Annotated in this window: 19 protein-coding genes; 10 read left to right on the forward strand and 9 right to left on the reverse strand. The window is 75.0% G+C overall.

The annotated features are described in order from the left end of the window. The first annotated feature begins 110 nt into the window (after nt 1-110). Nucleotides 111-1949: an ABC transporter ATP-binding protein gene (locus KG103_RS12945; RefSeq protein WP_207338987.1), complete on the forward strand. Its 1839-nt coding sequence runs from the start codon at nt 111-113 to the stop codon at nt 1947-1949. After that, a complete protein-coding gene (locus tag KG103_RS12950; protein WP_207338988.1) occupies nt 1946-3682 on the forward strand; it encodes an ABC transporter ATP-binding protein in 1737 nt (578 codons plus the stop codon). Before KG103_RS12945 ends, KG103_RS12950 begins: the two co-directional genes overlap by 4 nt. Before the next feature lie 71 nt (nt 3683-3753). On the opposite strand, the gene KG103_RS12955 is transcribed toward KG103_RS12950, so the two are convergent. After that, nucleotides 3754-4617, reverse strand: coding sequence for an SURF1 family protein (locus KG103_RS12955; protein WP_207338989.1), 864 nt, complete (start codon nt 4615-4617; stop codon nt 3754-3756). 224 nt (nt 4618-4841) lie between these two features. Between KG103_RS12955 and KG103_RS12960 the strand changes: the two genes are divergently transcribed. The 3 genes from KG103_RS12960 to KG103_RS12970 all read left to right on the forward strand — a co-directional run bounded on the left by KG103_RS12960 (nt 4842) and on the right by KG103_RS12970 (nt 10828). Beyond that, complete coding sequence (locus KG103_RS12960) at nt 4842-7397, forward strand: phosphoketolase family protein (RefSeq protein ID WP_207801125.1); 2556 nt, start codon at nt 4842-4844, stop codon at nt 7395-7397. A 93-nt stretch (nt 7398-7490) separates the two neighbouring features. After that, nucleotides 7491-9611: a phosphate acetyltransferase gene (gene pta / locus KG103_RS12965; protein ID WP_207339845.1), complete on the forward strand. Its 2121-nt coding sequence runs from the start codon at nt 7491-7493 to the stop codon at nt 9609-9611. Further along, the gene (locus tag KG103_RS12970) at nt 9608-10828 is read left to right on the forward strand and encodes an acetate kinase (protein WP_207338990.1); all 1221 of its coding nucleotides are present in this window, start codon (nt 9608-9610) and stop codon (nt 10826-10828) included. The genes pta and KG103_RS12970 overlap by 4 nt, the downstream gene beginning before the upstream one ends. 94 nt (nt 10829-10922) lie before the next feature. On the opposite strand, the gene KG103_RS12975 is transcribed toward KG103_RS12970, so the two are convergent. From KG103_RS12975 to KG103_RS13005, 7 genes are all read right to left on the reverse strand, one after another. Next, nucleotides 10923-12536 (reverse strand): succinic semialdehyde dehydrogenase, encoded by a 1614-nt coding sequence (locus KG103_RS12975; protein ID WP_207338991.1) that lies wholly within the window; start codon nt 12534-12536, stop codon nt 10923-10925. A 114-nt stretch (nt 12537-12650) separates the two neighbouring features. Further along, nucleotides 12651-14366, reverse strand: coding sequence for a phosphoenolpyruvate--protein phosphotransferase (gene ptsP / locus KG103_RS12980; RefSeq protein WP_207338992.1), 1716 nt, complete (start codon nt 14364-14366; stop codon nt 12651-12653). Further along, nucleotides 14363-14662, reverse strand: a complete 300-nt coding sequence (locus KG103_RS12985) for an HPr family phosphocarrier protein (RefSeq protein WP_207338993.1) — start codon at nt 14660-14662, stop codon at nt 14363-14365. Before KG103_RS12985 ends, ptsP begins: the two co-directional genes overlap by 4 nt. A gap of 64 nt (nt 14663-14726) precedes the next feature. Then, entirely contained in the window at nt 14727-16388 is a 1662-nt protein-coding gene (locus KG103_RS12990) for a PTS fructose transporter subunit IIC (RefSeq protein WP_207338994.1), read from the reverse strand. After that, on the reverse strand, nt 16385-16846 hold the full coding sequence (locus KG103_RS12995; protein ID WP_207338995.1) for a PTS sugar transporter subunit IIA: 462 nt from the start codon (nt 16844-16846) through the stop codon (nt 16385-16387). Before KG103_RS12995 ends, KG103_RS12990 begins: the two co-directional genes overlap by 4 nt. Nucleotide 16847: 1 nt before the next feature. Beyond that, on the reverse strand, nt 16848-17795 hold the full coding sequence (pfkB, locus tag KG103_RS13000) for a 1-phosphofructokinase (RefSeq protein WP_207338996.1): 948 nt from the start codon (nt 17793-17795) through the stop codon (nt 16848-16850). After that, entirely contained in the window at nt 17792-18553 is a 762-nt protein-coding gene (locus KG103_RS13005; protein WP_207339846.1) for a DeoR/GlpR family DNA-binding transcription regulator, read from the reverse strand. Before KG103_RS13005 ends, pfkB begins: the two co-directional genes overlap by 4 nt. A 287-nt stretch (nt 18554-18840) precedes the next feature. Between KG103_RS13005 and KG103_RS13010 the strand changes: the two genes are divergently transcribed. Genes KG103_RS13010 through KG103_RS13030 form a run of 5 tightly spaced genes read left to right on the forward strand, consistent with a single transcriptional unit; the run spans nt 18841 to nt 23983 of the window. Then, nucleotides 18841-19899: an iron-siderophore ABC transporter substrate-binding protein gene (locus tag KG103_RS13010; RefSeq protein ID WP_207338997.1), complete on the forward strand. Its 1059-nt coding sequence runs from the start codon at nt 18841-18843 to the stop codon at nt 19897-19899. Continuing rightward, nucleotides 19896-20951, forward strand: coding sequence for a FecCD family ABC transporter permease (locus KG103_RS13015; protein ID WP_207338998.1), 1056 nt, complete (start codon nt 19896-19898; stop codon nt 20949-20951). The genes KG103_RS13010 and KG103_RS13015 overlap by 4 nt, the downstream gene beginning before the upstream one ends. Next, on the forward strand, nt 20948-22006 hold the full coding sequence (locus KG103_RS13020) for a FecCD family ABC transporter permease (protein ID WP_207338999.1): 1059 nt from the start codon (nt 20948-20950) through the stop codon (nt 22004-22006). The genes KG103_RS13015 and KG103_RS13020 overlap by 4 nt, the downstream gene beginning before the upstream one ends. Further along, a complete protein-coding gene (locus tag KG103_RS13025; protein WP_207339000.1) occupies nt 22003-22878 on the forward strand; it encodes an ABC transporter ATP-binding protein in 876 nt (291 codons plus the stop codon). Before KG103_RS13020 ends, KG103_RS13025 begins: the two co-directional genes overlap by 4 nt. Nucleotides 22879-22882: 4 nt before the next feature. Beyond that, nucleotides 22883-23983, forward strand: coding sequence for an alpha/beta hydrolase (locus tag KG103_RS13030; protein WP_207339001.1), 1101 nt, complete (start codon nt 22883-22885; stop codon nt 23981-23983). A gap of 118 nt (nt 23984-24101) precedes the next feature. On the opposite strand, the gene KG103_RS13035 is transcribed toward KG103_RS13030, so the two are convergent. Continuing rightward, nucleotides 24102-25226: a GuaB3 family IMP dehydrogenase-related protein gene (locus KG103_RS13035; protein WP_207339002.1), complete on the reverse strand. Its 1125-nt coding sequence runs from the start codon at nt 25224-25226 to the stop codon at nt 24102-24104. Nucleotides 25227-25240 lie beyond the last annotated feature (14 nt).

Genomic DNA, 25240 nt, shown 5'->3' on the forward strand with positions numbered 1-25240 from the left:
GGCGGCGGGCGGGACCGGCGGACGGGGACCGGCGGACGCGACGGGAACGACCGTCGCGGGCTGCACAAAACGCTTCTGGCCTGTCGGTGGCGCGACGTACGTTGACGGACGTGCGCTCACTCCCTCTCGCCGATCCCGGCACCCCGCCGCTGCGCGGCCCCGCCGCCTACCTCGGGTGGCTGGCCCGGCGCCAGTGGGGCATCCTCCTGGCGGCCGTCACCTGCGGCGTGGTCCAGTTCGCCTGCCAGGCGTTCCTGCCCTACCTGACCGGCCGGGCGATCGACGACGGCCTGGAGCAGGGCTTCGGCCCCGGCCTGCTGAGCGCCGCCGGCGCCCTGCTGGCCCTCGGCGTGCTGAGCGCGGCCGCGTCGGCCGTGGGCCACCGGTTCGACGTCGCCAACTGGCTGCGTGCGGCGTTCACGACGTCCCAGCTCGTCGGGCGGAGCACGGCGCGCACCGGGCACGCCGTGACGGCGGAGCTCCCGACGGGTGAGGTCGTGTCCGCCGTCGCGAACGACGCGCTGCGGGTCGGCGACCTGTTCGCCGTCACGGCCCGGTTCATCGGCTCGCTCACCGCGTACGCCGCCGTCGCCGTGCTCATGCTGCAGGTCTCCGTCCCGCTGGGCCTGGTCGTGGTGCTCGGCCTGCCCACGGTCGCCGCGGTCCTGGGCCTGCTGGTCAAGCCGCTGCAGCGTCGCCAGTCCGCGCAGCGCGAGGCCTCCGGGCGCCTGACGACCCTCGGCTCCGACACCGTCTCCGGGCTGCGCGTGCTGCGCGGGATCGGCGGCGAGTCGGTGTTCACCGGTCGCTACCGCCGCCAGTCGCAGCTGGTGCGCGAGCGCGGTGAGCACGTCGCGGTCACGCAGTCGTGGCTGGACGCGCTGCAGGTGCTGCTGCCCGGCATGTTCGTCATCGCGCTGGTGTGGCTGGGCGCCCACATGGCCCTCGAGGGCACCATCACGCCCGGGCAGCTCGTCACCACGTACGGCTACGCGGCGTTCCTCGGCTGGCCCGTGCAGAACGCCACCGAGTTCCTGCAGTCCGCGACGCGCGCCGTCGTGGCCGCCCGCAAGGTGCTGACCGTGCTGCGGGTCGTCCCCGCCGCCGGTGCGGCACCCGCGTCCGTCAGCACGCCCCCGCCGCCGGGCTCGCCGCTCGTGGACGAGGCGAGCGGCGTGACGCTCGAGGCCGGCCGGGTCGTCGCGCTGGTCTGCGCCGACCCGGACGAGTCCGCGCGCATCGCGACCCGGATGGGACGGTTCGACGACGACGCGGAGGCCGCGACGCCCGTGCGCCTCGGCGGGGTCCCGCTGCGCGACCTGCCGCTGGCCGAGGTGCGGCGGCGCGTCGTGGTCGCCGAGGCCATGCCGCAGCTGTTCTCCGGCTCGCTGGCCGCCGGCCTGGACGTGCGCGGCGGCGCGCGGCGCGAGGACCTGCTCGACGCGATCGCCCTCGCCGACGCCCAGGACGTGCTCGACTCCGTGCCCGACGGGCTGGACGGGGAGCTGCCGGAGAAGGGCCGGTCCCTGTCCGGCGGTCAGCGCCAGCGCGTCGCGCTCGCCCGCGCGCTGCTCACGCAGGCCGAGATCCTCGTGCTGGTCGAGCCGACCAGCGCGGTCGACGCCCACACCGAGGCGCGGATCGCCGCCCGGCTGTCCGACGCGCGCCGCGGGCGCACCACGCTCGTCGTCACCGCCAGCCCCCTGGTGCTCGACCACGTGGACGAGGTGCAGCTGGTCGTCGACGGCGCGCTCGTCGCCCGCGGCACCCACGCCGCGCTGCTCGACGGCGCGGCCGGCCCCGAGGTCGCCGCGACGTACCGCCGCGTGGTGGGCCGCCGCATGGACGACGACCTGCCCGTCGAGGAGTCGTTCGACCGCACCGACCCCCGCGGCCCGTCGTCGACGGACCGCTCCGCCGTCGACCTGCCCACCGGAGGTGCCGCATGAAGCTGCCCGTCGCCGACGCGGCCACCGTCCGCGCGTACGCGACCGAGCTGCTCGGCCGGCACCGCCGCCGGCTGGGCGGCCTGGCCGCGCTGCACACGCTCGCCGCCGTCGCCGGCCTGGCCGGGCCCCTGCTGCTCGGGCGTCTCGTCGACGCCGTGACGTCGGGCACCGACGCGCGGTACGTCAACACGCTCGTCGTGGTCGGGGCGGTCGCCGTCCTCACCCAGACCGGGCTCATCCGGTACGCGCAGCGCGCCTCGATGCTGTTCGGCGAGCAGGTCTTCGCCGAGCTGCGCGAGGAGTTCCTCGAGACCGTGACGTCGCTGCCGCTGTCGGTGGTCGAGCGCGCCGGCACCGGGGACCTGGTGGCCCGCACCACCAACGACGTCAACAAGCTGCAGCACGCCGTGCGGTTCGGGGTGCCGCGGGTGATCGTCGCCGTGGTGACGATCACGCTCACGGTGGTCGCGTGCCTCGTGATCGACCCGCTCGTGTCGCTCGCGCTGTTCGTCGGCGTGCCGACGATGGTGATCATGGTGCGCTGGTACCTGCGCCGTGCCACCCCCGCGTACGTCCGGGAGTCGGCGGCCTACGCCGTGCTCAACGGCACCATCACCGAGACCGTCGAAGGGGCGCGCACCGTCGACGCCCTGGGTCTGGGGGACGCCCGCGAGGAGCGCGTGCGCGACGACCTGCGGGAGGCCTTCGCGGCCGAGCGGGCGACGCTGCGGCTGCGGACCATCCTGTTCCCCGGCGTGGACCTGGCCTTCGTGCTGGCACCCGTCGCGGTCCTGGTGTGGGGCGGGTACCTCGCGTCGACCGGTCACGTGACGCTCGGGGCGGTCACCACGATCGTGCTGTACGCCTACCAGGTCACCGGTCCGGTGTGGGAGCTGATCTTCTGGGTCGACGAGATCCAGGTGGCGGCCACCGCCCTCGCGCGCATCGTGGGCGTGCGGCTGGTCGGGACCGACCGCGAGGCGGGTGACGCGCGCCCGGCCGACGAGCGCATCGCGACCCGCGGGCTGCGGTACGCGTACCGCGAGGGCCACGACGTGCTGCACGGGATCGACCTGGACCTGGCGCCCGGTGAGCGGCTCGCGGTCGTGGGCCCGTCGGGCGCGGGCAAGTCGACGCTCGGCCGCATGCTGGCCGGCATCCACCCGCCCACGGCCGGCACCGCGACCGTCGGGGGCGTCCCGCTGGTCGACCTGCCGCTCGAGGACCTGCGGGGGCACGTCGCCCTGGTGACGCAGGAGCACCACGTCTTCGTCGGGACCGTCGCGGAGAACCTGCGGCTGGCCAAGGTCGACGCGGACGACGACGACCTCGAGCGCGCCCTGCGCGCGGTCGACGCGTGGGACTGGGTGCAAGGGCTGCCCGAGGGGGCGGCCACCGAGGTCGGGTCGGGCGGCACCGCGCTGACCCCGGCGCAGGCGCAGCAGCTCGCGCTCGCGCGCCTCGTGCTGCTCGACCCGCACACGCTCGTGCTCGACGAGGCGACGTCGCTGCTCGACCCCCGCGCCGCCCGGCACCTGGAACGGTCGCTGTCGGCGGTGCTGGCCGGGCGCACGGTGGTCGCGATCGCGCACCGGCTGCACACGGCGCACGACGCCGACCGGGTGGCCGTGGTCGACGCGGGCCGGATCAGCGAGATCGGCCCGCACGACGAGCTGGTCGCGGCGGGCGGCGAGTACGCCGCGCTGTGGAGGTCGTGGCAGCACGAGGGCTGAGGGCGCCCGGGGTCCGCGCGCGGGCCCCGGCGTCCGGCTCCTCGCTCAGGGGCAGGGATCAGGGGCAGGGATCAGGCGCCGGGTCGCGCCTCGACCGGCGCCTGCGCGGTCCGCCGGTCGTCGTCCTGACGCCCGCCGTCGTCGGGCGGACCGGCGGCGGGTGCCGCGCCCGGCAGCGGTGGGCGCCCCGCGGCCTCGTCACGCACCATCCGCCACCACAGCCCCGCGGCGAACAGCCCGAAGATCCACCACTGCGCCGCGTAGGCGAGGTTCTGCACGTTGAGCCCGGCGCCCGCGCGCGTCGGCGGCGCCAGGCCCTCGAGCCCCTCGGCCGTGGCCGGGTCGGTGGGGTCGCTGGTCTGGACCACCAGGTAGCCCGTGTAGACCGGTCCGCCCCAGGCGGCGAGGAGCTGGGCCGCGCTGATCGCGTCGGTGCGCCCGTCGACGATCGGCGCGCCGGCCTCCTCCGCGTACTGCAGCCACCCGACGACCTCGACGTCGCCGGCGGGCGCGGGGGCGACGTCGGGCGTCGCCGACCAGCCCCGGACGACCGGCAGCACGGCGGTCCCGTCGTCCGTCGGCACCCGCAGCGGCGTGAGCACCAGGTACCCGTCGGTGCGCCCGGCGTGCGCGCGGCCGGTGACCAGGAGGGTGTCGTCGTCGTCGTAGGTGCCCGTCACGACCACCTTGTGGGCCACGAGGTCGGCGCTGAACGTGTCGCCCGGAGCCAGCAGGTCGGCCAGCGGCTCCGGGTCGGCGGTGACGATCCGCTCGGCCTCCCGCGCCGCGGACGCCGCGCCGCGGACCTCGGCACGCTCGAGCTGCCACACGCCGAGCCGCGCGCACACGGCGGCGGCGGCCAGCAGCACCACCAGCAGCACCAGCATCCGGGGCCGGACCGCGGCGCGCCACACGGAGGTCGGGGTGTCGGCCACGCCTTCACGGTACCCGGGCCGACGCGCGGTCCCGTGCGATGCACCCCACCGGGCGGCGGTCCGTGGCGGACGTCACCCGATGCTTCTGCGGCACGGGCGCATCTGCGCTTGTATGGCTGTGATCAGGAGTACGGGCGCTGGTGGGCCGGACGTCCCAGGTCCCGCCCGGGCCTCACGGAATGCTGGGCTCCGCCCGGCCACTGGTACTTCCCTCGGGAGGGGACATGACATCCACCGCCGCGGACCCGCAGTCCGTCGTCAAGGCAGGTCCGATCGCGTCGGGGAAGTTCGCCGCGACGGAGGCCCGCACGTCGTGGCGGGCCGGCTCCGGACAGCTCGACGACGCGACGCTGGAACGCATCGAGAAGTGGTGGCGTGCCGCCAACTACCTGTCGGTGGGCCAGATCTACCTGCTGGACAACCCGCTGCTGCGCCGCCCGCTCAGCCGTGACGACGTCAAGCCGCGGCTGCTCGGGCACTGGGGCACCACGCCGGGCCTGAACTTCCTGTACGCGCACCTCAACCGCGCCGTCGCGGAGCGCGAGCAGTCGACGATCTACATCACCGGCCCGGGCCACGGCGGCCCCGGCCTGGTGGCCAGCGCCTACCTGGACGGCACGTACTCGGAGGTCTACTCCGACATCACGCACGACGAGGAGGGCCTGCGCCGGCTGTTCCGGCAGTTCTCCTTCCCCGGCGGCATCCCCTCGCACGTGGCACCCGAGACGCCGGGCTCCATCCACGAGGGCGGCGAGCTCGGCTACGCGCTGAGCCACGCGTACGGCGCCGCGTTCGACAACCCGCACCTGCTGGTCGCCGCGGTCGTCGGCGACGGCGAGGCCGAGACGGGGCCGCTGGCCACCAGCTGGCACTCCAACAAGTTCGTCAACCCGCAGCAGGACGGCATCGTCCTGCCGATCCTGCACCTCAACGGCTACAAGATCGCCAACCCGACGGTCCTCGCGCGCATCAGCGACGAGGAGCTGCACGACCTCATGGTCGGGTACGGGCACAAGCCGCACGTCTTCGTGGCCGGCTTCGACGACGAGGACGTCCTGGAGGTCCACCGCCGGTTCGCCGTCCTGCTCGACGAGGTGCTCGACGAGATCGCCGAGATCAAGGCGCGGGCGGCGCGGGGCGACCTCACCCGCCCGCTGTACCCGATGATCGTCTTCCGCACCCCCAAGGGGTGGACGGGCCCGGCGGAGATCGACGGCAAGAAGACCACCGGCTCATGGCGGGCGCACCAGGTGCCGCTGGCCAACGCCCGCGACACCCCCGAGCACCTCGCGGTCCTCGAGGCGTGGCTGCGCTCGTACCGCCCGGACGAGCTGTTCGACGAGCAGGGGGCCGTCGACGAGGACGTCACGGCCCTGGCGCCGGAGGGCGACCTGCGGATGAGCGCCAACCCGCACACCAACGGCGGCCTGCTGCTGCGCGACCTGCGGATGCCGGACTTCCGGCAGTTCGCGCAGGACGTGCCCGCCCCGGGCGCGACGTTCGCGGAGGCACCGCGGGTGCTGGGCCAGTTCCTCACCGAGGTGATCCGCCGCAACCCCGAGAACTTCCGGATCTTCGGTCCCGACGAGACCGCGTCCAACCGGCTGCAGGCGGTGTACGAGGCCACGGACAAGCAGTGGAACGCGGAGTTCTACGGGCCCGACGTCGACGAGCACATGGCCCGTGCCGGACGCGTCATGGAGATGCTCTCGGAGCACCAGTGCCAGGGCTGGCTCGAGGGCTACCTGCTCACCGGGCGGCACGGCCTGTTCACGTCGTACGAGGCGTTCATCCACATCGTCGACTCGATGTTCAACCAGCACGCGAAGTGGCTCAAGGTCACCAACGACATCCCGTGGCGACGCCCGATCGCGAGCCTGAACTACCTGCTGTCGAGCCACGTGTGGCGGCAGGACCACAACGGCTTCAGCCACCAGGACCCCGGGTTCATCGACCACGTGGTGAACAAGAAGGCCGAGGTCGTGCGGGTCTACCTGCCGCCGGACGCCAACACGCTGCTGAGCACGTACGACCACTGCCTGCGCAGCAAGCAGTACGTGAACGTCGTCGTGTCCGGCAAGCAGCCCGCGCCGAACTTCCTCACGATGGACCAGGCGGTCGCGCACTGCACCCGCGGGCTGGGCATCTGGGAGTGGGCAGGCTCCGAGGCCCCCGACGAGGAGCCCGACGTGGTCCTGGGGTGCGCGGGCGACGTCCCGACGCTCGAGGTGCTGGCCGCCGCCGACATCCTGCGCCGCGAGATCCCGCAGCTGAAGGTGCGGGTCGTCAACGTCGTGGACCTCATGCGGCTGCAGGACGCCCGCGAGCACCCGCACGGGATGACCGACGCCGAGTTCGACACGATCTTCACGCACGACCGGCCGATCGTGTTCGCGTACCACGGGTACCCGTGGCTGATCCACCGCCTCACCTACCGTCGCAACGGGCACAACAACTTGCACGTGCGCGGGTACAAGGAGGAGGGCACCACCACGACGCCGTTCGACATGGTGATGCTCAACGACCTGGACAGGTACCACCTGGTGATCGACGTCATCGACCACGTGCACTGGCTGCGGGCGTCCAAGGCGGGCCTGCGTCAGCGTATGGTCGACGCGCGGATCCGCGCCCGGCAGTACACCCGTGAGCACGGCGAGGACATCCCCGAGGTGCGGGACTGGGTGTGGCCGGACGTCGGCGAGACCGCGACGGAGGAGGGTGGGCCGCAGCCCACCCGCGGCCCCGCCGCCGCCGCCGACACCGGCGGGGACAACGAGTAGCCCCACCGTCAGTGGTCGCGTCCGGGCACACCCGCCCGGACGCGACCGGACGACAGACAGCCCCTACCGGGGCGACGAGGAGTGAGCAGCACAGTGGCCCGGACGATCTACGTCATGTCGGCCGAGGGGGACACGGGCAAGTCCGTCGTCGCCCTCGGTCTCGTCGACCTGCTGACCCGCACCGTGCAGCGGGTCGGCGTGTTCCGCCCCGTCGCACGGTCGACGGAGGAGCGGGACTACGTGCTCGAGCTGCTGCTCGAGCACGACGGTGTCGACATCGCCTACGACGAGGCGGTGGGGGCCACGTACGACGAGGTCATCGCCGACCCCGAGGCGGCCCTCTCACGCATCGTGTCCCGCTTCCACGACGTCGAGCGCCGGTGCGACGCCGTCGTGGTGGTCGGTACGGACTACACCGACGTGGCCGGCCCCACCGAGCTCGCGTACAACGCCCGCATCGCCGCGAACCTCGGCGCCCCGGTCGTGCTCGTCGTCAACGGCGCCCACCGCTCCCCCGAGGACGTGCACCACGCCGTCGACGTCGCGGCCACGGCCATCGCGGCGGACCACGCGCAGGTCGTGTCCGTCATCGCCAACCGCTGCGCGCCGGGCTCGCTGGACCGCATCCGTGAGGTGCTCGACGGCGCCGTGCCCGTGTGGGCGCTGCCGGACTCCCCGCTGCTCTACGCGCCCACGCTGCGCCAGCTCATGGACGCCGTCGGCGGCACCCTGACCGGGGGCGACGAGGAGCTGCTGGGCCGCGAGGTGCTCGACGTCCTGGTCGGCGCCATGTCGATCGAGAACCTGCTGGACCGGCTGCAGGACGGCGCCGTCGTCATCACCCCCGGCGACCGCGCGGACGTCCTGCTCGGCCTGCTCATGGCCCACCAGGCGGACGGCTTCCCGTCGCTCGCCGGTCTCATCCTCAACGGCGGCGTGAACCCTGCCCCGACGATCCAGCGCCTGGTGGAGGGTCTCGGCTCGCGCCTGCCGCTCATCACCACGTCGCTGGGGACGTTCCGCTCCGCCAGCGCGGCCGGCTCGACCCGCGGGCGCCTCACCCACGACGCGCAGCGCAAGGTCGACACGGCCCTCGCGCTGTTCGAGCAGCACGTCGACGGCGAGGCCCTGCTCGCAGCGCTGGACGTGTCGCGGCCCGAGGTCGTGACCCCGCTGATGTTCGAGTACGCGCTGCTGGACCGCGCCCGCAGCGACCGCAAGCGCATCGTCCTGCCCGAGGGCAACGACGACCGCATCCTGCGGGCGGCCTCCACGCTGCTGCAGCGCCAGGTCGCGGACCTGACGATCCTCGGTGACGAGGCCACGATCCGGACCCGGGCGAACGAGCTGGGCCTGGACCTGGACGGCGCGCAGGTCATCGACCCGAAGAACGGCGAGACCCTCGAGCGCTTCGCGGAGGTCTACACCGAGCTGCGCAAGCACAAGGGCATGACCGTCGAGCGCGCCCGCGAGATCGTGTCGTCGGTGTCGTACTTCGGCACGCTCATGGTGGAGCTCGGGCTGGCCGACGGCATGGTGTCCGGCGCCGTGCACACCACCGCGCACACCATCAAGCCGTCGTTCGAGATCATCAAGACGACGCCCGGCGTCGGCAGCGTCTCGTCCTGCTTCCTCATGTGCCTCGAGGACCGGGTGCTGGTCTACGCGGACTGCGCGGTCATCCCGGACCCGACGGCGGAGCAGCTCGCGGACATCGCGATCTCCTCGGCGGAGACCGCCACGCAGTTCGGCATCGAGCCGCGCATCGCCATGCTGTCGTACTCGACCGGCGAGTCCGGCTCGGGTGCCGACGTCGAGAAGGTGCGCGAGGCGACGCGGCTGGTCCGCGAGCGCCGCCCGGACCTGTCGGTCGAGGGCCCGATCCAGTACGACGCCGCCGTCGACGCCTCCGTCGCCCAGACGAAGATGCCCGACTCGGCCGTCGCCGGGCGGGCCACGGTGTTCGTCTTCCCGGACCTCAACACGGGCAACAACACCTACAAGGCGGTGCAGCGCTCCGCCGGCGCCGTGGCCATCGGCCCCGTGCTGCAGGGGCTGCGCAAGCCGGTCAACGACCTGTCGCGCGGCGCGCTCGTGCAGGACATCGTCAACACCGTCGCGATCACCGCGATCCAGGCGCAGGCACTGGCCCAGGCCGCCGCCTCGGCCGGCGAGGCCGGCGCCGTCACCACCCCGGAGGGATCCGCCCGATGAGCACCACCACCCCGTCCGAGCAGCCCCGCGCGAGCGTGCTCGTCATCAACTCGGGCTCCTCGTCCATCAAGTACCAGCTGGTCTCGCCGGAGGACGGCGAGGCGATCGCGTCCGGCATCGTCGAGCGCATCGGTGACACGGTCGGCGCCGTCAAGCACGTGGCGCACGGGACGACGACGAAGCGCGAGCTGCCGGTACCGGACCACGCCGAGGGGCTGCGCATCGTCCTGGGTCTGTTCGACGAGCTCGGGCCCGACCTGGAGTCCGCGCACGTCGTGGCCGTCGGGCACCGCGTGGTGCAGGGCGGCGCCCTGTTCGACGGTCCCGCGCTCGTGACCCCCGAGGTCGAGCGGGACATCGAGGACCTGGCGCCCCTGGCGCCGCTGCACAACCCCGCGAACCTCACGGGCATCCGCGTCGCGCAGACCCTGCTGCCGGACGTGCCGCACGTCGTGGTGTTCGACACCGCGTTCTTCCGTCACCTGCCCGAGGCGGCGGCGACGTACGCCATCGACGAGGACGTGGCGACCCGCTACCGGGTGCGCCGCTACGGCGCCCACGGCACGTCGCACCAGTACGTGTCCCAGCAGGTCGCGCAGATCCTGGGCCGCCCGCTGGAGGACCTCAACCAGATCGTCCTGCACCTGGGCAACGGCGCGTCCGCGTCGGCCGTGCGCGGCGGTGTCGCGGTCGAGACCTCGATGGGCCTGACGCCGCTCGAGGGCCTGGTCATGGGCACCCGCTCGGGCGACGTCGACCCGGCGATCCTCATCCACCTGTACCGCAACGCGGGCATGAGCATCGACGAGCTCGACGACCTGCTGAACCGGCGCTCGGGCGTCAAGGGCCTGTCGGGCGTCAGCGACTTCCGTGCGCTGCACGACCTGGTGGCGCAGGGCGAGGCGGGTGCGCGCCGCGCGCTCGACGTGTACCTGCACCGGCTGCGCAAGTACATCGGCGCCTACCACGCGGTGCTGGGGCGGCTCGACGTCATCACCTTCACCGCCGGGATCGGCGAGAACGACGACATCGTGCGCGCCGGCGCCCTCGCGGGCCTGGAGGCCCTGGGCATCGAGGTCGACCTCGCGCGCAACGAGGGCCGCAAGAGCGAGCCCACGGTGATCTCGCCCGACGGGGCGAAGGTCACGGTGCTGGTGGTGCCGACCAACGAGGAGCTGGCGATCGCCCGTCAGGCCCTGGAGGTCGTCGGCGCCTGAGCGCCGGCCCCCCGTCCCGCAGGACACCGAGAGGTCGGTCCGGCCCGTGCCGGACCGGCCTCTCGTGCGTCAGGGGGTGCGGTGCGCGCCCGGTTCAGGGCAGTCGCAGGGCGCGCTCGAGGCGCAGCAGCCGCGTCAGCGCGCGGGGCCACACGTCGGACCCGAGCTCGTGGACCTGCCGCATGCCCAGCCCGCGGGACCCGTGCACGCCGCGCTGGGCCACGACGGACTGCGTCCACGTGGTCTCCCACAGCCCCTCCCGGCCGTGGCGCCGCCCGTGGCCGGACGCCCCGACCCCACCCAGCGGCGCGCCGACGCTGCCCCACAGCAGCTGGTGGGTGTCGTTGACGGACACCGCGCCGGCCCGCACCCGGGCGGCCAGCGCGGTGCCGCGCGCCGTCGAGCGGGTCCAGACGGCAGCGACCAGCCCCAGGTCGGAGTCGTTCATGGCGGCGACGGCCTCGTCGTCGGACGCCACCGGGTAGACCGCGACCACGGGGCCGAAGGTCTCCTCGCGGTGGGCCCGCGCCTCGGGCGGCACGTCGGTCAGCACGGTCGGCTCGTAGAAGTACGGCCCGAGGTCGGGTCGCTGCTCCCCGCCCGTCAGGACGGTGGCACCGTGCCCCACGGCGTCCTCGACGTGCTCGACGACCCGTGCCAGCTGGGCCGGCCCGACGAGGGAGCCCATGTCGGCGCGGTAGTCCAGACCGGACCCGAGCCGCAGCGCGGTCGTGCGCCGGACCAGCGCCGCGACGAACTCGTCACGCACCTCCTCGCGGACGTAGATCCGCTCGACGGAGGCGCACAGCTGCCCGGCGGAGCCGAAGCACGCGCGCACGGCGCCCTCGGCGGCCGCCTCGACGTCCACGTCCTCCGCCACGTACATCGCGTTCTTGCCGCCGAGCTCCAGGGTGACCGGCACGCCGAGCTCCCCCGCGCGCTGCGCGACGACGCGCCCGGACCGGGTCGACCCCGTGAAGCCGGCGTGGTCGACGTGCTCGAGCAGCGCCATGCCCACGTCGGGACCGCCCACGACGACCTGCAGGAGGTCCGCGGGCAGACCGGCGTCCTCGAGCAGCTCGGCGCACCACAGCAGCGTCAGCGCGGTCTGCGGGTCGGCCCGCAGCAGGACCGCGTTGCCCGCGACGAGCGCGGGCAGGGCGTCGCCGAGGCCGAGCGACAGCGGGTAGTTCCACGGGGTGAGCACCGCGACGACGCCGAGCGGGTGGCGCAGCACGCGGCCCCGCGAGAACGGCCCCCACAGCCCACGCACGGCGCGCGGCGCGAGCAGGCGGCGCGCCCGCAGCGCGTAGTACCGGGCGGCGTTGGCGACCTCGCCGAGCTCCTCCCAGGCGTGCCCGCGGGCCTTGCCCGTCTCGACCTGCACCAGGTCGAGCACGTCCGACTGACGTTCCAGCAGCAGGTCGTGCACCCGCAGCAGGACGGCGGCGCGCTCCGCGACGGGACGGGCGGCCCACAGCCGCTGCGCGGCACGTGCCCGGCGGGCGGCGTCCGGCAGGTCGGCCGGCGTCGTCAGCGGCACGGCCGCGATGGGAGCGCCGGTGAACGGGGCGATGGACGCGGCCGTCGCGTGGCCGGCGGCGGCGACGACGCGGCCCAGCAGCGGGCGCACGTCGTCGGGCTCCAGCACGTACGTGGCGAGCGGGTCGGTCTCCGGGTCGTGCAGGTCGGCATGCTCGTGCGCCATCGCGCCAGGCTACGCCGCGCACCGGGAGCGCCGCCCGGACGCGCCGCGCCGCCGTCCCGCGGGACGTGCGCCCGACCGCGCGGGCGGGTGGCACCTCGCAGGACGAGCGGGGCGTCAGAGGGCGAGAGTGGTGCGCACCTCGGGGTCCACGAGGGCCAGCGCCGCGGCGCGCGCCTCCGGGGCGGTGCGCGCCGCCAGCGCGGCGTCGGCGACCTCCTCGCAGGTCAGCAGGGTGTGCCGGCGCAGCGCGTACCGGACGGCCGGGAGCGCGCCCGGGGCCATCGACAGGCTGGTGACGCCCAGGCCGACGAGCACGAGCGCCATCAGCGGGTCCCCCGCGGACTCCCCGCACACCCCGACCGGCTTGCGCGTGGCGCGCCCGGCGCGGGCCGTCGCGGCGACGAGGTCGAGCACGGCGGGCTGCCACATGTCGAGCAGGTCGGCGAGCTCCCCGCGCAGCCTGTCGGTCGCCATCGCGTACTGCGCGAGGTCGTTGGTGCCCAGGGAGACGAAGTCGACCTCGGCGAGGACGTCCGCCGCCCGCAGCGCGGCGGCCGGCACCTCGACCATCACGCCCACGGTGTCCACCCCCGCCGCGCGGGCCCGGGTCGCGAAGTCGCGGGCCTCGTCGGGCGTCGCGACCATCGGCGCCATCACCCACGGCGAGGCGCCGGTGGCCGCGCGGGCGCGGCCCAGCGCGGCCAGCTGGGTGTCGAGCAGCTCGGGGTGGGCGCGCACCAGCCGGTACCCACGGACCCCGAGCGCGGGGTTCTCCTCGTCGGGGAGCGTGGCGAACGCGAGCGGCTTGTCGGCACCGGCGTCCAGGGTGCGCACGACGACCTTGCGGCCGTCCGCCGCGCGCAGCACGGCGGCGTAGGTCTCGGCCTGCTCCTCGACGCTCGGCGCGGTCGCGCGGTCGAGGAAGAGCACCTCGGTGCGGAACAGCCCCACGCCCTCGGCGCTCGCCACGAGACGCTCCGCGTCCGCGGCGGTGCCGATGTTCGCCAGCAGCCCGACGGCGCGGCCGTCGGCCGTCGCCCCCGGTGCGGTGTCGTCCGCGAGCATCGCCTCGGTCGCGCGGCGACGCTCGAGGGCGGCGCGCACGTCCTCGCCGGGGTCGGGGAGCACGGTGCCCGCGGCGGCGTCGACCGCCACGACCGTCCCGTCCTCCAGGCCCGTGGCGCCGGTGACCCGGACCACGCACGGCAGCCCCAGCTGGCCGGCGATGATCGCGGTGTGCCCGGTGGGACCGCCGAGCTCGGTGACGATGGCGACGACCTTGGTGAGGTCCAGCGCGGCGGTGTCCGCCGGGGCCAGGTCCCGCGCGACCACCACCGAGGGACGCTCGAGGTACGGCACCCCCGGCTCGGGCAGCCTGAGGGTGCGGGCCACGACGCGGTCGCGCACGGAGCGCAGGTCGGTGACCCGCTCGGCGAGGTACCCGCCCGCCTGCTCGAACATGCCGGCGAACGTCTCGACGACGCCGTCGACGGCCGCGACCGGCGGCTCCCCGGAGTCGATGCGGGTGAGCACCTGACCGCGCAGCGCCGTGTCGTCGGCCATCTGGGCGGTGGCGGCCAGGACGTCGCGGACCGTGCCCGTCGCGGCGGCGGCCTGCTCGCGCAGTCCTGCCGCGACCTCGTCGAACGCGCGCTCCACCGTCTCCCGGACCCGGGCCGGGGCGGCCTCGACGCCGTCCACCAGGAGCGGTGCACCGGGGTCCACCGCCGGTGCGGCCCGCACGAGCGCCACCGGCCCCACGGCGGCCCCGCGTCCCACGCCGACGCCGTGCAGCGCGCCCGCGGGGGCGCCGACCGGTGCGCCCGTCACGACGCCGCCCCCGACGGCGCGGTCGGCTCGGGCGCGTCGAGGTCCGTGGCGAGCAGGGCCACGAGCTCGTCGAGGACGCGGTCCGCGTCGGGCCCCTCGGCCGCGAGCGTCACCTCCTCGCCGTGCGGCACACCCAAGGACATCACCAGCAGGATGCTCGACGCGTCGACGGGCGCACCGCCCGGCCGGGCGATGGTGACGGGCACACCGCCGGCGGCGACGGCCTGCGTGAACAGCATCGCGGGGCGGGCGTGCAGCCCGACGCGGGACGCGACGGCGACGGTGCGCTCGGCCATGGGGTGGTCTCCTTCGACGGCGGTCGGGTGACGACGGGTGGTGCCGGGTGCTGGGGTGGGCCGCTCAGGTCGCGGTGAGCTCGGGGTCGCGCGCCTCCTCGGCGGCGCGCTCGGCCGCGACGGCGGGGTCGTGCGCGAGCGTCTTGAGGACCACGACGACCAGCGCGCTCACGAGGGTCCCGACGACGACGGCCAGGAGGAACCCGACGGGGTTGCCGATGAGCGGCAGGACCCAGATGCCGCCGTGCGGGGCGACGAGCGTCGAGCCGACCGCCATGACGATCCCGCCGGTGGCGGCCGACCCCACGACCGAGGACACGATGACGCGCCAGGGGTCGGCAGCCGCGAACGGGATGGCCCCCTCGGAGATGAACGAGGCGCCCAGCAGCCACGCGGCCTTGCCGTTCTCCTGCTCGGCGTGCGTGAACAGCCGCTTGCGCACCGTGCTGGCCAGCGCCAGGGCGAGCGGTGCGACCATGCCGGCGCCCATGACCGCGGCCATGATCCGGTACTGCGTCGCGTCGGTCGCCAGCCCCTCGGTCGCCAGGCCCGTGACGGCGAACGTGTAGGCCACCTTGTTGACCGGGCCGCCCAGGTCGAAGCCCATCATGGCGCCGAGCAGCAGACCCAGCAGCACGGCGCTGGACCCGGACAGGCCCTCGAGCCAGCTCGACAGCCCGTCCATGGCCGCGGCGATGGGCCTCCCGATGAGCACGAGCATGACGACGCCGACGATCGCGGACGACAGCAGCGGGATGACGACGACGGGCATGATCCCGCGCACCCCCCGCGGCACCTTCCACCGGCTGATCCAGAGCGCGACCCCACCGGCGAGGAAGCCGGTGACCAGACCACCGAGGAACCCGGCGCCGACGAACCCGGCGGCGGCGCCACCGAGGAACCCGGGCACCAGGCCGGGGCGGTCGGCGATCGCGTAGGCGATGTACCCGGACAGCACGGGCACGAGGAACCCGAAGGCGAGCTGCCCGGTCGCCAGCAGCACGACCGACCAGTCCTGCAGCGACGCGAAGTCGAACGAGGCGACGACCTCGGCCTGGTCCACCGCGGTGACCTCGATGGCCCCCTCGGCACCGCCCCACGCGACCTGCGCCAGCATGTAGGACAGCGCGATGAGGATCCCGCCGGCGGCGACGAACGGGATCATGTACGACACGCCCGTCATGAGCCACTGCCGCACGCGGGTTCCCGCACCGACGCTGCGGGCGCCGGACCGTGCAGCGGGCGTCGCGGCGGGCCGGCCGCCGGGGGCCGGCGTGGCGGACCCGGAGGCGCCCGCACCGCCGCCGCCGCCGGCTGCACCGGCTCCGGCTGCACCGGCTCCGGCTGCACCGGCTGCAGCGCCGCCGGTCGCCGCACCCGCGGGCGGCGGCGTCTCCCCCGCGCCACCGCCCGCCCGGCTCGCCTCGACCGCCGCGACCGCCGCCGCGAGGACACCGGGCGCGTCGTGCACCGCCTTCTGCACCCCGACGTCGACGAACGGCTTGCCGGCGAACCGCTGCTTGTCCTTGACCTCGAGGTCCGCGGCGTAGATGACGCCGTCCGCCTCCGCGATGATCGCCGGGTCCAGCGGCGTGGAGCCGGCCGACCCCTGCGTCTCGACGTGGACCTCGTGGCCGGCGGCGCGACCCGCCTGCTCGAGGGCCTCGGCGGCCATGTACGTGTGGGCGATCCCCGTGGGGCACGAGGACACGGCGACGATCTTCATGCGGGGACCACCTCTCGCGTCACGATCTCGGACACCGTCGCGGCGTCCGGCGCCTCGAGCAGCGAGGTGCGGAACGACTCGTGCACGAGCCGTCGCGCGAGCGCCGCCAGGATCTGCAGGTGGTCCGCGTCACCGGACGCGGGGGCCGCGATGAGGAAGACGAGGCGCGCGGGCCCGTCGGGTGCCCCCCAGTCCACGCCCTCGGCGAGCTTGCCGACGGCGAGGCTCGGCGCGACGACGTGCTCGGAGCGGGCGTGCGGCAGGCCGATGCCACCGGGCATGCCGGTGGCCATCTGCGCCTCGCGCGCGGCGACGTCGGCCGCGAACCCGTCGGCGTCCGTCACCCGACCGGCCGCGACGAGCAGGTCGACGAGCCGGCGCGTCACGGCCGTGCGGTCGGCGGCGACCAGGTCGACCGCGACCAGGTCGGGGGTGATGAGCGGGGTGGTCGTGCCCATGTCAGAGCTCCTTGAGTGCCAGGTCCGGGTCGGGGTCCTCGACGACGCGGACCGCGTCGAGGTCGATCTGCTCGGGAACGGGGACCGCCGTGCCGGGCAGCAGCACCGCGGCGCGCCCCCACGCCACGGCGGTGCGGAGCTTGGCGGCGGCCGTGCCGGGCGTGGCGACGAAGCCCGCGAGCGTGGCGTCGCCCGCCCCGACGGTCGACAGCGGCACGAGAGGCGGTCCCCCCGCCCACCAGGTGCGGTCCGCGTGGACGAGCAGCGCACCGTGCGCGCCCAGGCTCACCAGGACGGCCCGCGTGCCCAGCGCGATGACCTCCCGCGCGGCGGTGACGACCTCGCCCACCGTGCCCAGGGCGCGGCCCACCAGCTCGGACAGCTCGTCCTCGTTCGGCTTGACCAGGGCCAGGCCGCCCGAGCGGACGGCGCGCGCGAACGGTGCCCCCGAGGTGTCGAGCACCACGGGCACGCCGTACCGCCCGGCCATGCCGCTGAGCCGCACGTAGAACGAGTCCCCCGCGCCCGCCGGGAGCGATCCGGCGCCCACCACCGCACGGGGAGCGGCCCCCAGCTGCATCTCCACCGCGGCGAGCAGCGCGTCCAGCTCGGCGCCGGACAGCGTGTGCCCGGGCGCGTTGACCTTGGTGGTGGCGCCGTCCGCCTCGGACAGCGTGATGTTGCTGCGGGTGCTGCCCGCGACGGGCACGGGGACGGCCGGCACACCGTGCTCGGCGAGCAGGGCGACGAGCTGGGCGCCGTCGGCGCCGCCCACGGGCAGCACCGCGAGCGCGTCCACGCCCTGCCGGCCGAGCGCACGGGCGACGTTGAGCCCCTTGCCGCCGGGGTCCACGTGCGTGGCGTGGGCGCGGTTCACCTCGCCGACGACGAGGCGGTCGAGGTCGAGCGCCCGGTCGAGGCTGGGGTTGGGGGTCACGGTGACGATCACGCGCGCACCACCCGCACCCCGGCTGCCTCGATGTCGTCGGCCGCCTCGGGCTCGACGTCCGAGTCCGTGACGAGGGTGTCGACCTCGGCGACGTCGACGACGCGTGCCAGGTCGACGTGCCCGACCTTCGTGTGGTCGGCGAGCACCACGGTGCGGCGGGCCGCGGCGACGAGAGCCCGCTTGACGGCGGCCTCGGCGAGGTCGGGGGTCGTGACGCCGTGCTCGGCGGTGACGCCGTTGGCACCGAGGAACGCGACGTCGACGTGGATCTCGGCGAGGTCGCGCAGCGCCCACGTCCCGACGGAGGCCAGCGTGCGCCCCCGGACCGTGCCCCCGATCAGGTGCAGGACGACACCGGGCCGGGCCGCCAGCACGGTCGCGACGGGCAGCGCGTGGGTGACCACGGTGAGCTCGCGGTCGGCGGGCAGCATCTCCGCGAGCCGGAGGGTCGTCGTGCCGGCGTCGAGCAGCACGGCGCCGGCGTCGGGCAGCTCGTCGAGGGCGGCCTTGGCGATGCGCTCCTTCTCCCCCGACAGCAGGTCCTGACGGTCGACGAGCCCGGGCTCGAACCCGAGGCGCTCGACAGGGAGCGCCCCACCGTGCACGCGGCGCACCAGGCCGTGGCGCTCGAGCGCGGTGAGGTCGCGGCGGATGGTCTCCGGGGTGACGTCGAGCTCGACGGCCAGGCGCGTGACGTCGACGCGGCCGTCGGCGCGAGCACGCGTCAGGATCTGCTGGTGCCGCTCCGGTGCGTACACGTCGACTCCGTCCGGTGCCACCGAGACGGCGGCTCCTTCAGCATCACCCCGACCGCGGGAGGGGGCAACTCATCCGGACATGTCCGGATCTGGACAGATGTCCGCTCCTGCGAGGCCGCTCGACCGGGCGGGCGACCGGGCGGGCCCGTCGTGACGACGTGTCCCACGTCACCCTCCCGAGCCTCCGCGGCGTGCGGTAAGGTAAGCCTCACCTACGAAGCCCGCGCTCGCGGGCCCGTCGGGGCGTCCCGGACGCGCCGACGACTGCGACCCCAGCGAAGGACACCATGCGCACTGCGCCCTCCCGCCGCGCCCTGCGACCCCTGGTCGCCCTGGCCGCCGCGTCGCTCCTGCTCGCGGCCTGCAGCACCGCCGACCCCGAGCCCGCCGCCACCGACCCGGCGGCCGGGTCGGGCTCCGACACCTTCCCCGTGACGCTCGAGAACACCTTCGGCGAGACCACGATCGAGGCCGAGCCGACCCGCGTCGCCACCGTCAACTGGGGCAACCACGACGTGCCGATCGCCCTGGGCATCGTCCCCGTCGGCTTCGCCAAGGCGTCCTACGGCGACGACGACGCCGACGGCGTCCTGCCCTGGACGTACGAGGGCCTCGAGGCCCTCGACGCGACCGGCGACGCGCTGCCCGTGCTGTTCGACGAGACCGCGGGGATCCCGTTCGAGGCCGTCAACAACACCGAGCCGGACGTGGTGCTCGCGGCCTACTCGGGCCTGACCGAGGAGGACTGGACCACGCTGTCCCAGATCGCCCCCACCGTCTCGTACCCCGAGGCCGCGTGGGGCACGAACTGGAAGGACATGGCCCTGATCGACGGCCGGGCGCTGGGCCGCGAGGCCGAGGCGCAGGAGCTCGTCGACGACGTCCTCGCCCAGGTCGACGCCGCGCTGGCCGAGCGCCCCGACGTCGAGGGCAAGACGTTCGCGTACACGTACCTCGACCCGTCCGACCCCAGCACCATCGGGGTGTACACGCCGCTCGACGCGCGCGTGCAGCTGGTCGAGGACCTCGGCATGACCGTCGCACCGTCGGTCGTCGAGCTCGCGGGCGACACCGACCAGTTCTTCGTCGACCTGTCCGCCGAGCAGGCGGACGCGCTGTCCGACGTCGACGTCCTCATCACGTACGGCGACGAGTCCACGCTGGCCGCGATGCAGGCCGACCCGCTGCTGAGCAAGATCCCCGCCGTCGCGCGCGGCTCCGTCGCGGTCGTGCCGGACGGCGCTCCCCTCGCGTCCGCCACCTCCGGGCCGACGATCCTGTCCGTGCCGTGGGCGCTCGACGCGTACCTCGACCTGTTCCAGGCCGCCGCCGAGAACGTCGGATGACGCTGACCGCCGCGCCGGGCACGCCGGCCGCACCCGCAGGGGTGCGGCCGGCGGCCCTGCGCCGGCGGCGCACCGTCGGGGTCGCGCTGTGCGTCCTGGCGGTGCTGCTGGCCGTCGTCGCCTCCCTCGCCTTCGGGACGCGCGTGGTCGGCTGGTCCGACGTCGTGGCCGGGGTGCTCGCCCCCGACACGTCCGACATCGCCCAGGCGGCCGTCCGCTCGCGGGTCGCCCGCACGGTGCTGGGACTGCTGGTCGGGGCCGCCCTCGGTGTGGGCGGGGCCGTGCTGCAGGGCCTGACCCGCAACCCGCTGGCCGACCCCGCGCTGCTCGGCATCAGCTCGGGCGCGTCGCTCGCCGTCGTGCTGGGCATCATGCTGCTGGGCCTGTCCACGCTCTCGCAGTACGTGTGGCTGGCCTTCGCCGGCGCCGCGGTCTCCTCGGTGCTCGTGTACGCCATCGCCTCCCTCGGCCGCGAGGGCGCCACACCCCTCAAGCTCGCGCTGGCGGGCGCGGCCACCACCGCCGCGCTCGGCTCCGGCGTCTCCATGGTGCTGCTGTCACGCACCGACGTCCTCGACACGTTCCGGTTCTGGCAGGTCGGCTCCCTGGGCCGCGCCTCGTTCCCCGAGATCGCGCAGGTCATGCCCTTCCTCGTGGTGGGTGCCGTGCTGGCGCTCGGCTGCGCCCGCGGCATGGACGCCATCGCGCTCGGCGACGACGTCGCGGTCGCCCTGGGGCGGCGCGTCGGTACCGTCCGGGCCGTCGGCGGGGCCGCTGCCGTGCTGCTGTGCGGCACCGCGGTCGCGGCCGCCGGACCCATCGGGTTCGTCGGCCTGGTGGTCCCGCACCTCGCCCGCACCTTCACCGGCCCCAGCCACCGGTGGCTGCTGCCCTCCTCCGCCGCCCTCGGCGCCGCCCTGCTGCTCGCCGCCGACGTCGTCGGGCGCGTCGTGGCCCGCCCGCAGGAGATCGAGGTCGGCATCGTGACGGCCGTGCTGGGAGCCCCCGTGTTCATCGCCATCATCCGGCGGCGCACGGTGGCCGAGCTGTGACCGCCGTGCTGCCGACCGCCACGACCGCGCCCGCCGGCGCGGCCGTCGCCCGCGGGCGACGTGCCCGGCTGCGCCGACGGCGGGTCGTGCTGCTGGTCCTCGCGGTCGCCGTCGTCGCGGTCGCCGTGGTGGCGCTGTGCGTCGGCGAGCGCACCTACCCGCCGGGTGAGGTGCTGCGGGTGCTCCTGGGCGAGCAGGTGCCCGGCGCGTCGTTCAACGTCGGGGTGCTGCGCGCCCCGCGCGTGCTCACCGGCGTGCTCGTGGGGCTCGCGTTCGGCATGGGCGGCGTCGTCTTCCAGACGATGCTGCGGAACCCGCTGGCCAGCCCCGACATCATCGGCGTGAGCGCCGGGTCGAGCGCCGCGGCGGTCGTCGCCATCACGATGTTCGGGTTGTCCGGCACCACGCTGTCCGTCGTGGCGGTGGTCGCCGGCCTGGGCGTGGCCGCCGCGATCTACGCGCTGTCCTGGCGCAGCGGCGTCCAGGGGGCACGGCTGGTGCTGATCGGCATCGCCGTCGGCGCGATGCTGGACTCGGTGATCGCGTACGCGCTGACCCGCGCCGGCGTCTACGACGCGAGCGAGGCGCTGCGCTGGCTCACGGGCTCCCTGAACTCCGCCTTCTGGCCCGGTGTCGCACCGCTCGCCGGCGCGCTGGCGGTCCTCGTGCCCGTCCTGCTGGTGCTCGCCCGCCGCCTGCCCGCCCTGCAGCTGGGCGACGACGCGGCCGCCGGGCTCGGCGTGCGCCCCGACCGCTCGCGGCTGGCGCTGCTGCTCGTGGCGGTCGCCGTCATCGCCGTCGCCACCGCGGCGACCGGCCCGATCGCCTTCGTCGCGTTCCTCTCCGGCCCCATCGCGCACCGCCTGGTGCGCGGCACCGGGTCGCTGCTGGTGCCCGCCGCGCTCGTCGGCGCGCTGCTCGTGCTCGTCGCCGACCTGGTCGGCCAGCACCTGCTGGTGCACCGCTTCCCCGTCGGCGTCGTCACCGGCGTCCTCGGGGCGCCCTACCTGCTCTGGCTGCTGGCCAGGACCAACCGCTCCGGAGGATCCCTGTGACGGACCCCGTCCACACGCTCGCGGTCGAGGGCGTGACCGTCGGCTACGACGAGCGGGTCGTGGTGCACGACATGACCCTCGAGGTCCCGCCCGGCGCCGTCACGGCGATCGTGGGGGCCAACGGCTGCGGCAAGTCGACGCTGCTGCGGGCGATGGCCCGGTTGCTGCGCGCCCGCGCAGGCCGCGTGCTGCTCGACGGCACCCCCATCGACGCCATGCCGTCGCGCGAGGTCGCCACCGTGCTGGGCCTGCTGCCGCAGGCGCCGGTCAGCCCCGAGGGCATCGCCGTCGCCGACCTGGTCGGGCGCGGCCGGTACCCGCACCAGGGCTGGTTCCGCCGGTGGACGGCGCACGACGACGCCGTGGTCGAGGAGGCGCTGCGGGCCACCGACATCCTCGACCTGGCCGACCGGCCGGTCGACGAGCTCTCCGGCGGACAGCGGCAGCGCGTGTGGATCGCCATGGCGCTCGCCCAGCAGACCGACATCCTGCTGCTCGACGAGCCCACGACGTTCCTCGACGTGGCGCACCAGGTGGAGGTCCTCGACCTGCTGGTGGACCTCAACCGCGACCACGGCACGACCATCGTCATGGTGCTGCACGACCTGAACCTGGCCGCCCGCTACGCCGACCACCTGGTCGCCATGACCGACGGGCGGCTGTACGCGCAGGGCGACCCGTCCGACGTGGTCACCGAGACGATGGTGCGCGACGTCTTCGGGATGGCCGCGCGCGTCGTGCCCGACCCGGTGAGCGGCTGCCCCCTCGTGCTGCCCCTCGGCCGGCACCGCACGGGCCGGGCCGCACAGCCGACCGAGGACGGCACCAGCGTGCCGCCCGCCGAGCGCCCGGCGGCCCAGCCCGTACCGTGAGGTGATGACGTCCGGCGGCGACGCTGCGGACCCGGCGCCCGGGTGGCGCCCGGACGTGCTCGGTGCCGGCTACGAGCAGCACACGCTGCCGCTGCCGCCGGACGACGCCGGGCCCGTGGTCGCCACCCTCGTCCGCCACGTCCCGGCCGCGGACGACCCCGACCTGGGGCTGGACGTGCTGTACGTCCACGGGTGGTCGGACTACTTCTTCCAGACCGAGCTGGCGGACTTCTGGGGCACCCAGGGCGCCCGGTTCTTCGCTCTCGACCTGCGCCGTTACGGCCGCAGCCTGCGCCCGGGCCAGATCCCGGGGTTCGTGACGGACCTGGCCACCTACGACGAGGACGTCGCCGCCGCGCGCGCGGTGATGGCGCAGGACGTGCCGGCGGACCGGCCGCGGCGGCTCGTCCTCATGGGCCACTCGACGGGCGGGCTGACCCTCAGCCTGTGGGCGGCGCGCCACCCGGGCGAGGCAGCCGCGCTCGTCCTGAACTCCCCCTGGCTCGAGCTGCAGATCCGCGAGGTCGGCCGCGCGCTGCTCGAGCCCGTGCTGCAGGTCGACGCGCGGCTGCGGCCCGCTCACCGCCTGCCCGTGGTCGACCGCGGCTACTACACCCGCGTCGTGTCCGACGCCTACGGCGGCGAGTGGCACTACGACCTCACGTGGCGTCCGGAGCGCGGGTTCCGCGTCACCTCCGGCTGGCTCGCAGCGATCCTCGCCGGGCAGGACCGGCTCGCCCGCGGCCTGGACCTGGCGGCGCCGGCCCTCGTGCTGCTCTCGACGCGCAGCGCGCTGCTGCCCCGCTGGGACCCGTCGATGACGCGGGCGGACGTCGCGCTCGACGTCGACGGCGTGGCCCGCCGGGCGGCCGACCTGGGCCGGCACGTGACGATCGCGCGCATCGAGGACGCCCTGCACGACGTGGTGCTGTCCCCGCCGGCCGTCCGTCGGGAGGCCTACGCCACGACGGCGCGGTGGGTGGCGGGCACGGTGACGCTCACCGACGCGGCAGCCGCCGCCGGCCGTGCGCCGCGGCCCCACGGCCCCGCACCGTCGCGCCCGCGCCTGCACGTGCGGGGACCGGACCGGCGCCGACGCCGCTGAGGCGTCGGCGCAGGTCGGGTCACGACGACCGGGTCACGACGACGGGGTCATGACGACCCGGGTCACGACGACCGGGTCAGGACGACCGGGTCATGACGACCGGGTCATGACGATCAGGTCAGAACGGCTGGTACGGGGAGACGACGACCTCGATGCGCTGGAACTCCTTGAGGTCGGAGTAGCCGGTCGTGGCCATCGCGCGGCGCAGCGCGCCGATGAGGTTGAGCGTGCCGTCGGCGGTGCGGCCGGGACCGAACAGGATCTGCTCGAGCGTGCCGACCGTGCCGACCTCGACGCGCTCGCCGCGGGGCAGCTGCGGGTGGTGCGCCTCCGGCCCCCAGTGGAAGCCGCGACCGGGGGCGTCGCTCGCCCGCGCCAGGGCCGCACCCAGCATCACGGCGTCGGCCCCGCAGGCGATCGCCTTGACGAGGTCCCCGGAGCGGCCCACGCCGCCGTCGGCGATGACGTGCACGTACCGGCCACCGGACTCGTCGAGGTAGTCGCGCCGGGCGGCGGCGACGTCCGCGACCGCGGACGCCATGGGCGCGTGGATGCCGAGGGACACGCGCGTGGTGTGCGCGGCACCCCCACCGAAGCCGACGAGGACGCCGGCCGCACCGGTGCGCATGAGGTGCAGCGCCGCCGTGTACGTCGACGCACCGCCCACGATCACGGGGACGTCGAGCTCGTAGATGAAGCGCTTGAGGTTGAGCGGCTCGGCGCGACCCGACACGTGCTCCGCGGACACCGTGGTGCCGCGGATCACGAACAGGTCCACACCCGCGTCGACGACCGTGCGCCAGTGCTCCTGCGTGCGCTGCGGGCTGAGCGCGCCGGCCACGACGACACCGGCGTCCCGCACCTCCTGCAGGCGGGCGCGGATCAGCTCGGGCCGGATCGGGGCGGCGTAGACCTCCTGCATGCGGGCGGTCGCGTGCCGGGCGTCCAGCGTGGCGATCTCCTCGAGCAGGCCCGACGGGTCCTCGTAGCGCGTCCACAGACCCTCGAGGTCCAGGACGCCCAGGCCGCCGGCACGCCCGAGGGCGACGGCCGTCGCGGGGCTCATCACGGAGTCCATCGGCGCGGCGAGGACGGGCAGGTCGAAGTGGTAGGCGTCGATCTGCCAGCCGACCGACACCTCCTCCGGGTCGCGGGTGCGCCGCGAGGGCACCACCGCGATGTCGTCGAAGGAGTACGCCCGGCGTCCCCGCTTGCCCCGCCCGATCTCGATGTCGCTGGTCACCCGACGAGAATACC

The sequence above is a fragment of the Cellulomonas wangleii genome (assembly GCF_018388445.1).
In the GTDB taxonomy this organism is placed as follows: Bacteria; Actinomycetota; Actinomycetes; order Actinomycetales; family Cellulomonadaceae; genus Cellulomonas; species Cellulomonas wangleii.